The following is an 8,870-nucleotide window of genomic DNA, read 5'->3' as shown; positions in this document are numbered from 1 at the left end:
GAGCATCATGGGCAGCATGCCGTCGCCCTCGGAGACGTCGGCGAGGATGCCCTCCAGGCGCTCCAAGGAGGCGTCGAGGCGATTGGCCAGATTGGGATCGTTGATCAGTCGCGGCAGGGTTCCGTCGCCGTTTTCCAGCGCGCTGGCGGCGAGGGAGAAGGAGTGCAGCGTCGCGGCCAGGTCGGCGCGCATCTCCTGGGCGGTGGGCTCGCCGGGGCCGGGGGTGGCGATGAGAGCCCCCAGATAGCCCTCGCCGCTTTGGATCTGGACCAGCAAATCCTTCAACGAGACGGAGATGGCGACCAGGTTGTCCATCATGTCCCCGCCGGAGGCCAGGAGCTCGTCGAGCTCGGTGGTGGGAGCGGTCTCGATCTCGGCGCCGGACGGCAGCTCCTCCGCCGTCGCGGTGCCGGAGGTGATCTCGATGTATTTGTCTCCCAGCAGTCCCAGGGTCTTGATGCTCGCCTGGGAGTCGGTGCGCAACCGTTGGGCGTAGCGTTCGTCGACGGAGATCCACACCTCGAGCATCTGCTTTTCGATTTCGTCGGGGACCACGATGCGGTCCACCCGGCCGACGTTGACGCCGCTCAGCTGCACCGGATTGCCCGGGGTCAGGCCGAGGACGTTGGGAAAGCGGATGAAGTACTCGTTCTTTTGGGAGAAGAGATGATCCTGCTCGCCCACCAGCAGCACCGCCGCCAGCAGGATGACAAGGGCGGTGAGGACCACCGCGCCGACTCGAAGCTCCGGGCTCTTAAGCGACATCTTCTCGTTCCTCCTCCCGCCCTTCCAGGAAGGCCCGCAGCAGGCGATCCTCAGAGGCCCGGGCCTGGTCCAGCGTGCCGGTGAAGCGGAAACTGCCGGCGTCCAGGAATGCGATGCGATCCGCCACCCGGTCGGTGAGGGGCAGATCGTGGGTCACCACTACGGCGGTGACGCCGAGCTCCCGCTGGATATTGCGAATCAGGTGGCCGATGGTGGCGGCGGTCATGGGGTCGAGGCCGGTGGTGGGCTCGTCGAAGAGCACCACCTTGGGATCCAGGGCCAGCGAGCGGGCCAGCGCCACCCGCTTGCGCATGCCGCCGGAAAGGGCCGAGGGCATGCGGTCCTCGATATCCGCCAGGCGCACCAGATCGAGCTTGCGGCGCACGGTAGCGGCGATGGCCTCCTCGTCCAGGTCGGTGTGCTCGCGCAGCGGGAAGGCGATGTTCTCGTAGACGTTCAGGGAATCGAAGAGGGCACCACCCTGGAAAAGCATGGAGACCCGCCGGCGCACCGGGTAGAGCTGGCGCTCGGTGAGCTCGGAGAGGTCGAGGCCGTCGAAGATCACCCGCCCCGAGTCGGGGCGCTCGAGGCCGTTGAGCTGTCGCAGGGTGACGCTCTTGCCGCTGCCGGAGCGGCCAAGGATCACCAGGCACTCCCCGGCGTGGATATCGAAGGTGAGGTCGTCGAGGACCCGGCGGCCGCCGTAGCTCTTGGTCAGGTGCTGGATCTGGAATAGGGGTTCGGACACGGTGGACTTTCTGAGCGGCTGAGCTCTTAGAAGAGCATATAGAAGAGCTTGGTGAGCAGGAAATCCGCCACCAGCACCATGATCGCTCCCATCACCACGGTGGAGGTGGTGGCACGGCCGACGCCGTCGGCGCCGCCGCGGGCGTGGAGGCCGTTGTGGCAACCGATGATGGCGATGAAGTAGGCGAAGAAGAAGGATTTGCCGATGCCGCTCAAGAAGTCCCCCAAGGTCAGGGAGGTGACGACGTCGTTGATGTACAGCCCCGCCGGCAGGTTGAGCTGGAAGACGGCGATGCCCAGGCCGCCGAGAATGCCCAGGGCGTCCCCCAGGACCGTGAGGGCGGGGAGCATGACCAGAGTGGCGGCGAGCTTGGGGGCGACGAGCTTCTTCACCGGGTCGGCGGCCATGGAGCGCAGGGCGTCGATTTGCTCCGTGACCTGCATGGTGCCCAGCTCGGCGGTCATGCCGGCCCCGATGCGTCCGCCCACCACCAGCGCCACCAGCACCGGGCCGAGCTCTCGGGTGAGGGATTTGGCCACCACCGAGGCGATGTAGTACTTGATGCCCAGGGTGGGCAAGCTGTAGGCCGTCTGCAGCGCCAGCACCATGCCGGTGAACAAGGCGGTAATCCCCGCCACTCCCAGGGATTGGACGCCGATGAGCTCCATCTGGCGGATCCAGGTGCGCAGCTCATAGGGGGGCCGCACCAGGGCGACGAAGGCGCGGCCGGAGAGGATGGCGATGGACCCCGCCTGGCGCACCATGCCGAAGGAGGTGTCGGCGCTCACGAGCGGATGGGGCCCCAGAAGGCGGCGTGGGCGATGGCGAAGAGAAGATCCGCCGCGGCCAGCGGGTAGAGGCCCCCGAGATCCGGGTTGCCGAAGGCCGCCGCGGCGAAGGCCACGGCCCCGAGGAACCGGCCACCGATGGCCACCAGAATCACCGCGCTATAGCGCCGTGGCTCGCGGGCGGCCAGGATGTAGAGCCCAGCCAGCATGAGCAGGAAGACCGCCATCAACCAGAGGTAGAAGGCCTCCCCGGGAAGGGGGAGCCCCAGGATCTTGGCCGGCAGCTGGGGCGCCAGCACCATCAGGGCGGCGAAGCTCAGATCGTAGAGCGCTCCGACGACCAGGCTCAGGCTGAGCAGGCGCAGGAAGAGAAAACGCTGGGAGGTGAGACGCAAACGCGACATGGAGGTTGATCATACCAGGACTGACGAGGGTGGACGACGGCGGCGCGACAGGCGAGAATGACGACTTCATGAGAACGATCTTGAGCTTCCTGGCCACGGTCTTCGGTTGGTTGAATCTGGCCGTGGCGACGATTTGTTGCGCCACGGGCTCGTTGTTGACGTTCTGGGTTCCGCCCCGCGGCTGGATGGTGACGGTCTTCGCGCGCCTGTGGTCCCATTGGTGGCTGTGGGGCAGCGGCGTGCGGGTGCGCCGGGTCGGCTCCGCCGAGGCCCAGCAGCTGGCCGGTGGCATCTTCCTGGCCAACCACGTGAGCTGGTACGACATCCCGGCGCTCATCGTGTCCGTGCCGGGGCGGGTGCGCTTCATGGCCAAGCGCACCCTCTTCCAGGTGCCCCTCTTCGGCTGGGCGCTCCATGCCGGGGGATTCATCCCGGTGGATCGCGAGGACCGCAGCCGCGCCAAGGAGAGTTTCCAGGCGGCCATCGAGCAGTTGCGCCACGGTGGTGCTCTGATCCTCTTTCCGGAGGGCACTCGCAGCCGCGACGGCAAGGTCCACACCTTCCAGCGCGGTGGCTTCCTCCTCGCCCTCAAGGCCGGCCTGCCCATCGTGCCGGTGGGCGTCGAGGGCACCCACACCATCCTCCCCCGCACCACCCTGCGAGTCCGCCCGGGCACCATCACCGTGCACTTCGGCGAGCCTTTGGACCCCGCTGAATACGGCCTACGGGGCCGCAAGGAGTTGATGCAGAGGGTGCGCCGGGAGGTGGCGGAGCTCAGTGGGCGGGGGTTGGCGGAGGGGCCTCCAGTAGAACCTCTAGCGAAGTCCGAAGAAGGCTGATGCGCTGCTCGGTGTCCCCGGGGGTGGGGCGTTGAGCCCGAGTAGCCGGTACTTGTGGTCCAGGCGGTCCCGCCCGGGGATCCAATCCCCGGGCTACTACAATGCCGCCAGCTCCGCTGGCTCCGGAGGGGAGGGTGTGGTGGAGCAGATTCTGGGAGCCGGATTCATCCGGCGGTGTCCTGGGTAGCCTCGGGATTGATCCCGGGGCGAGGGTGGGGCTTTCGATCTGGGCGCTGACCGGAGCCGGCAATAGAAGCTGGTGCTCTCAGGGATCCCGGGGCGAGGGCGGGGGCGCTCCCAAGGGGTGGGTTATCATCCACGGGAAGCCCGGGGACCGGGGAATCGCCCGTTCGCAACACACCGCAATCTCCTTTCCCTGACGAGACCGGGCACACTCCACGAGCACCAGCACGCGAGAAGGATGGATCGATATGGCCGAAGAGCTCGAAGAACAAATCTGGCAAGCGCTGAAGAAAGTCCACTTTCCGGGCATGAAGCGGGACGTGGTCTCCTTCGGCTTCGTCCGCGGCGTCACCGTCGATGGTGGCGTGGCGCGGGTGGTGATGGAGGTGGCGACCCACAATCCGGAGGCGGCGAAGAAGATTCGAGGCGCCGTCGAGGCGGAGGTGGGGCAGCTGCCGGGGGTTACCGCGGTCGACCTGCAGCTGCGGGTCAACGCGCCGCCGACCCCCCAGCAGCGCACCCAACAGGCCACCGCCCGGGATCCCAAACTGATCCCCGAGGTGCGGCACGTGGTAGCGGTGGCCAGCGGCAAGGGGGGCGTGGGCAAATCCACCGTGGCGGCCAACCTGGCGGTGAGCCTGGCGCGCTTGGGGCATTCCACCGGGTTGCTGGACGCCGACATCTACGGGCCCTCGGTGCCCACCATGTTCGGCATCGAGGACAAGCCGCGGGTCATCGACAACCGACTCCAGACCCTCGAGCGCCACGGCATCCAGGTCATGTCTTTGGGCTTTTTGGTCGATACGGACACGCCGGTGATCTGGCGCGGTCCCATGGTCATGCGGGCGCTGGAGCAGATGCTCGGCGACGTCGATTGGGGGCCGTTGGACTACCTGGTGGTGGACATGCCGCCGGGCACCGGTGACGCTCAGCTGACCCTCAGCCAGAAGGTGCCGCTCTCCGGCGCGGTGGTGGTGACCACGCCCCAGGACGTGGCCCTCATCGACGCCCGCAAGGGCTTCCACATGTTCCGCAAGGTCAATGTGCCGGTGGTGGGTATCGTGGAGAATATGTCCACCTTCGTCTGCCCCCACTGCGGCGAGGCCACGGAGGTCTTCAGCAGCGGCGGCGGCGAACGCACGGCCCAGGAGCTGGGGACGCGGCTGCTGGGCAAGATCCCCCTCGATGCGGCCATCGTGTTGGGCGGCGATGAGGGCGAGCCTATCGTGGTGAGCCAGCCCGAGGGGCCCCACGCGAAGGCCTTCCGGGAGATCGCCGAGGCGGTGGTGGACGAGGTCGCCGCCGGCGAGAGCGAGCGGCCTAGCTTGTCCATCGTTTGAGCTCGCCCATCGTCTGAATCGGAAAGCTCGAGCATCGTCCATGGTCCCATCTGACAGCGTCACCCCCGACAGCGTCACTCCCGAGAGCGTCACTCCCGAGAGCGTAGCCGTCATCGCCGATTCTCACCTGGGTGGCCCCGGTGGGGAGGCGGCGCCGCTGGTCGAGCAGCTTCGGGAGGTGGCCGCCGCCGGCTGCCGGCGGGTGGTGCTCTTGGGGGATATCTTCCACGTCTGGGTGGCCCTGCCGGGCTTCGAGACACCGGAGGTACGGGCGGTGTTGGCGGCGGTGGCGGAGCTGCGGCGCCAGGGGGTGCGGGTGGAGTATGTGGAGGGCAACCGGGACTTCTTCGTCGGCTCCGGCCCTTACCGCGAGGACTTCGACGCGGTGGTGCTGGAGACCTCCTTCGAGGTCGGCGGCCGGCGCTTCTTGGCGGTGCACGGCGACGGTCTCAACGACCGCGATTACCAATACCGATTCTGGCGCTGGCTGTCCAAGAGCCCGCCGACGCGCTGGGCCGTGCGGCTGATCCCCCGGGCCCTGAGCCGGCGGTGGATCCACGCCACCGACCGGCGGCTGTCGCGCACCAACTTCAAACACAAGCGGGAGATCCCCGAGGCGGTGATCCGAGCCTACGGCGAGCGGCGCCTGGCGGAGGGCTACGACGTACTGGTGCTGGGGCATTTCCACGAGCCGCGGCGCTGGACCGTGGACGGTGGAGAAGTCTGGCTCCTCGACGCCTGGTTCAACAGCCGCCGGGTGGAGCTGCCAGGACCGGTGGAGCTACCGGGGACTGGTCCCGAGGCCGCCAACCCCAGCGACTCGAAGCCGTGAGCCTGCAGCTCACCATGCTCGGCAGCGGCACCTCCTCCGGCGTGCCGGTGATCGGCTGCGACTGCCCGGTGTGCACCTCCTCCAGCCCGCGCAACCGCCGCACCCGTCCCAGCGTCCTCCTGCGCTTCGCCGACGGCGGGGGCCAGGAGCGGGCGGTGCTCATCGATACCGCTCCGGAGCTGCGGCTGCAGGCGGTGCGGGAGGGCATGAGCCGCCTCGACGCCATCCTCTACACCCACGCCCACGCCGACCACATCTTCGGCCTCGACGACGTCCGAGCGTTCAACTTCCGCCAGCGGTCGAGCCTGCCGTGCTACGGCTCCCGGGAGACTCTGGCGGCCTTGCGGCGCATCTTCGCCTACGTCTTCGAGGAGACCCAAGAGGGGGGCGGCAAGCCGGACCTGACGCTGGAGCCGGTGGACGGCCCTTTTGCTCTCTTCGGCCGAACCGTGGTGCCGGTGCCGGTGCTCCACGGGCGCTTGGAGGTCTACGGCTACCGCTTGGGGCCGCTGGCCTACATCACCGATTGCAGCGCCATCCCGGAGGCCAGCCTCGCCCTGTTGGCGGGGGTGGAAGTGCTGATTCTCGGCGCTTTGCGCTACCATCCTCATCCGACCCACTTCACCATCGAGGAAGCCCTGGCGGTGTCCCGGCGGGTGGGAGCCCGGCGCACCGTCTTCACTCATCTGAGCCACGCGGTGGACTACGACCTCCCCCAGGTGGAGCTACCTCCAGGAGTTGAGTTTGGCTATGACGGACTCCACATCGAGCTCGCTTGAGACCGGCGGCGAAGCCGCTCCCCCGAGCCTCGTCGTCCCAGGGCCGGTGACGGTGACGGGGACGGTGACGCCGCCACCGTCCAAGAGCCTGTCCCACCGCAGCTTCAACCTCGCCCTGCTGGCGGGATTCGGCACGGCTGGAGCTCCGTTAACCGTGCGGCGTCCGTTGCTGGCGCAGGACACTCGGCTCTTCCTCGCCGCCCTCGAGACCTGCGGCTTCGAGGTGGAGCTGGATGAGGGGGGCGATGCCGAAGCTGTCGATGCCGAGGGGGGCGATCCCGGCGCCGCGGTCCGCCTGACCCCCGGGGAGCCGCCGGCTTCCGGAGAGATCTTCTGCGGCAATGCCGGCACCATGTTCCGATTCCTCACCGCAACCCTCTGCGCCCTTCCCGGCCGCTGGCGGTTGGACGGCACGGAGCGGCTGCGGGAGCGGCCGGTGGGCCCTCTGCTGGCGGCGCTGCGAGGGCTGGGAGCGCACATTCACTGCCCCGCCGGGGACGGCTTCGCGCCGCTGGAGATCGAGGGCGGCAGCCTCCAGGGCGGCACTACGACTCTCGACGCCGGGGAGTCGAGCCAATATCTCTCGGCGGTGCTGCAGGCGGCGCTGCGGGCGCCGGCACCGGTGACGGTGGAGGTCACCGCCATGACCTCGGCGCCCTATCTGGATCTCACCCTCGACATGGTGAAGACCTTCGGCGGCCGGGTGAGCCGCCCGGAGGCGCAGGTCTATCGGGTCGAGCCGGGGCTCCGGGCTCCGCAGCAGCTCACCGTGGAGGCGGATTTTTCCGCTGCGTGCTACCCCGCTGCTGCCGCGGCCCTCTGTGCGGGAGGCAGTGGGGTCACCGTGGCGGGCCTCGACCGCGACTCGCGGCAGGGGGATCGGGGACTCTTCGATCTTCTGGAGCAGCTCGGCGCGGCGGTGCGCTGGGAGCGCAGCGGGGATGAGTCGGTGGCGGTGGTCGGCCGCGGACAGCTGATGGGGCGCACGGTGGACATGTCCGCCATGCCGGATCAAGTGCCCACCCTGGCAGCCCTGGCGCCCTTCTGCCGGGGGGTGACCCGCATCGAGAATGTGCCCCATCTGCGCATCAAGGAAAGCGACCGCCTGCTGGCCATGGCCACGGAGCTGCGCAAGCTGGGGGTGCCGGTGGAGGAGCTGGACGACGGTCTGGTGATCCCCGGGGTATGGGCCGACGGCGTGCCCGCTGACTTGTCCACCGATCGGCCAACGGTGGCGGTGGACACCTGGGACGATCACCGCATCGCCATGAGCCTGGCGTTGGTGGGGCTACGCCGGGGCGGCGTGGAGATTCGCCATCCGGAGGTGGTGGGGAAGTCCTATCCCGGCTTCTGGAACGACCTGGAGACCCTCGTCCAAGGCTGAGTTGGGCCGCCCATGAACCTTTATGAGCTTCTTCCCATGAGCGCCATCGTGAGCCGAGGTGATCATGAGTAGGAGCGTGCCGGCGGACGAAGTCATTCATCCCGCGCTGCAAGAGAGAGCCGGGGCTAGCCTGCAAGAAAACCGTCTGAGCGACCGCCGCCGCTTGGCGGTGCTGCTCCAGGGAGCGGCGCTGCTCGCCCACTTGCGGCGGGCGGGCTGGTGCCTGGTGGACGGCTGGAGCGGTGCCCGCATTGACGGCGATGGCCTGCTGGGCACGGTGGCGGCACAAGCGGGGGCGGGCGCTGCTCTGCCTCAGGAGCTGCTGCGGGACTTGCTCGGAGAGCTCTTCGGCCTGGAGCAGGACGGCAACCTCGCCGGCCGAGGAGAAGCCCGCAAGGCCGGGCGAAGGCTCCTGGAGCGTTGGCACCAGAGCTTGACGCCGGAGTCCCCGAACCAGCTTCTGGCGGATCTCTTCGAGCACGCTCCGTTCCTCTGGCAGCGGGAGGCCGCCACGGCCCGCGGCGCGCTGGCAGTGGAGCTGCGGTGGGAGGATCGCCGCCGCCTGCGCATCGCTGGTCCCCGGGCTTTCGAGCGACGGGTTCTGGCGCGGGCGGAAGATCTGGCCTCAGCGGTGGCGGTGCTCTCTGCGCCGGGTGCGCAGAATCTGTGGTCGCCGGCGGAGGCAGACATGCTGGAGCTCGCCGCCTCCGGTCGTTGCTCGGCGGCGATGGATCGCTGGCGGGCGGAATCGGATGCCGGCGAGGGCCTGGAGCTGGCTCGTTTGCTGCTCGCCCGGGGCCGTTTCGAG

General features: G+C 68.6%; 10 protein-coding genes. 6 read left to right on the top strand and 4 right to left on the bottom strand.

Annotated elements, in window-relative coordinates:
• The 4 genes from SX243_23775 to SX243_23760 form a co-directional block, all read right to left on the bottom strand.
• A partial coding sequence (locus tag SX243_23775) for an MlaD family protein (protein ID MDY7096006.1) occupies nt 1-765 on the bottom strand: 765 nt, incomplete at its 3' end.
• Nucleotides 755-1,513 carry an ABC transporter ATP-binding protein gene (locus tag SX243_23770; GenBank protein ID MDY7096005.1) on the bottom strand — a complete coding sequence of 253 codons (759 nt, stop codon included), beginning with the start codon at nt 1,511-1,513 and terminating at the stop codon, nt 755-757. The genes SX243_23775 and SX243_23770, both read right to left, overlap by 11 nt.
• A 26-nt stretch (nt 1,514-1,539) precedes the next feature.
• Nucleotides 1,540-2,301: an ABC transporter permease gene (locus tag SX243_23765; GenBank protein ID MDY7096004.1), complete on the bottom strand. Its 762-nt coding sequence runs from the start codon at nt 2,299-2,301 to the stop codon at nt 1,540-1,542.
• Complete coding sequence (locus SX243_23760; protein ID MDY7096003.1) at nt 2,298-2,705, bottom strand: hypothetical protein; 408 nt, start codon at nt 2,703-2,705, stop codon at nt 2,298-2,300. Before SX243_23760 ends, SX243_23765 begins: the two co-directional genes overlap by 4 nt.
• A 68-nt stretch (nt 2,706-2,773) precedes the next feature.
• Here SX243_23760 and SX243_23755 point away from each other — a divergent pair, with 68 nt between their 5' ends.
• The 6 genes from SX243_23755 to SX243_23730 all read left to right on the top strand — a co-directional run.
• Entirely contained in the window at nt 2,774-3,544 is a 771-nt protein-coding gene (locus SX243_23755; protein ID MDY7096002.1) for a lysophospholipid acyltransferase family protein, read from the top strand.
• Nucleotides 3,545-3,975: 431 nt separating this feature from the next.
• A complete protein-coding gene (locus SX243_23750; protein ID MDY7096001.1) occupies nt 3,976-5,067 on the top strand; it encodes an Mrp/NBP35 family ATP-binding protein in 1,092 nt (363 codons plus the stop codon).
• 40 nt (nt 5,068-5,107) lie between these two features.
• On the top strand, nt 5,108-5,899 hold the full coding sequence (locus SX243_23745; protein ID MDY7096000.1) for a UDP-2,3-diacylglucosamine diphosphatase: 792 nt from the start codon (nt 5,108-5,110) through the stop codon (nt 5,897-5,899).
• On the top strand, nt 5,896-6,678 hold the full coding sequence (locus tag SX243_23740; protein ID MDY7095999.1) for an MBL fold metallo-hydrolase: 783 nt from the start codon (nt 5,896-5,898) through the stop codon (nt 6,676-6,678). The genes SX243_23745 and SX243_23740 overlap by 4 nt, the downstream gene beginning before the upstream one ends.
• Nucleotides 6,650-8,062, top strand: coding sequence for a 3-phosphoshikimate 1-carboxyvinyltransferase (gene aroA / locus SX243_23735; GenBank protein MDY7095998.1), 1,413 nt, complete (start codon nt 6,650-6,652; stop codon nt 8,060-8,062). Before SX243_23740 ends, aroA begins: the two co-directional genes overlap by 29 nt.
• 64 nt (nt 8,063-8,126) lie before the next feature.
• Nucleotides 8,127-8,870 (top strand): hypothetical protein (locus SX243_23730; protein ID MDY7095997.1); only part of this gene is annotated, 744 nt, incomplete at its 3' end.

This window comes from Acidobacteriota bacterium (assembly GCA_034211275.1).
GTDB lineage: Bacteria > Acidobacteriota > Thermoanaerobaculia > Multivoradales > JAHZIX01 > JAGQSE01.
Note: the sequence above shows the minus strand (reverse complement) of the source record. Positions and strands in the feature narration are given on the sequence as shown.

Coding starts and splice junctions, on each gene's coding strand:
- SX243_23760 (MDY7096003.1), bottom strand. CDS start 2,705: ATGTCGCGTTTGCGTCTCACCTCCCAGCGTTTTCTCTTCCTGCGCCTG.
- SX243_23755 (MDY7096002.1), top strand. CDS start 2,774: ATGAGAACGATCTTGAGCTTCCTGGCCACGGTCTTCGGTTGGTTGAAT.
- SX243_23750 (MDY7096001.1), top strand. CDS start 3,976: ATGGCCGAAGAGCTCGAAGAACAAATCTGGCAAGCGCTGAAGAAAGTC.
- SX243_23745 (MDY7096000.1), top strand. CDS start 5,108: ATGGTCCCATCTGACAGCGTCACCCCCGACAGCGTCACTCCCGAGAGC.
- aroA (MDY7095998.1), top strand. CDS start 6,650: ATGACGGACTCCACATCGAGCTCGCTTGAGACCGGCGGCGAAGCCGCT.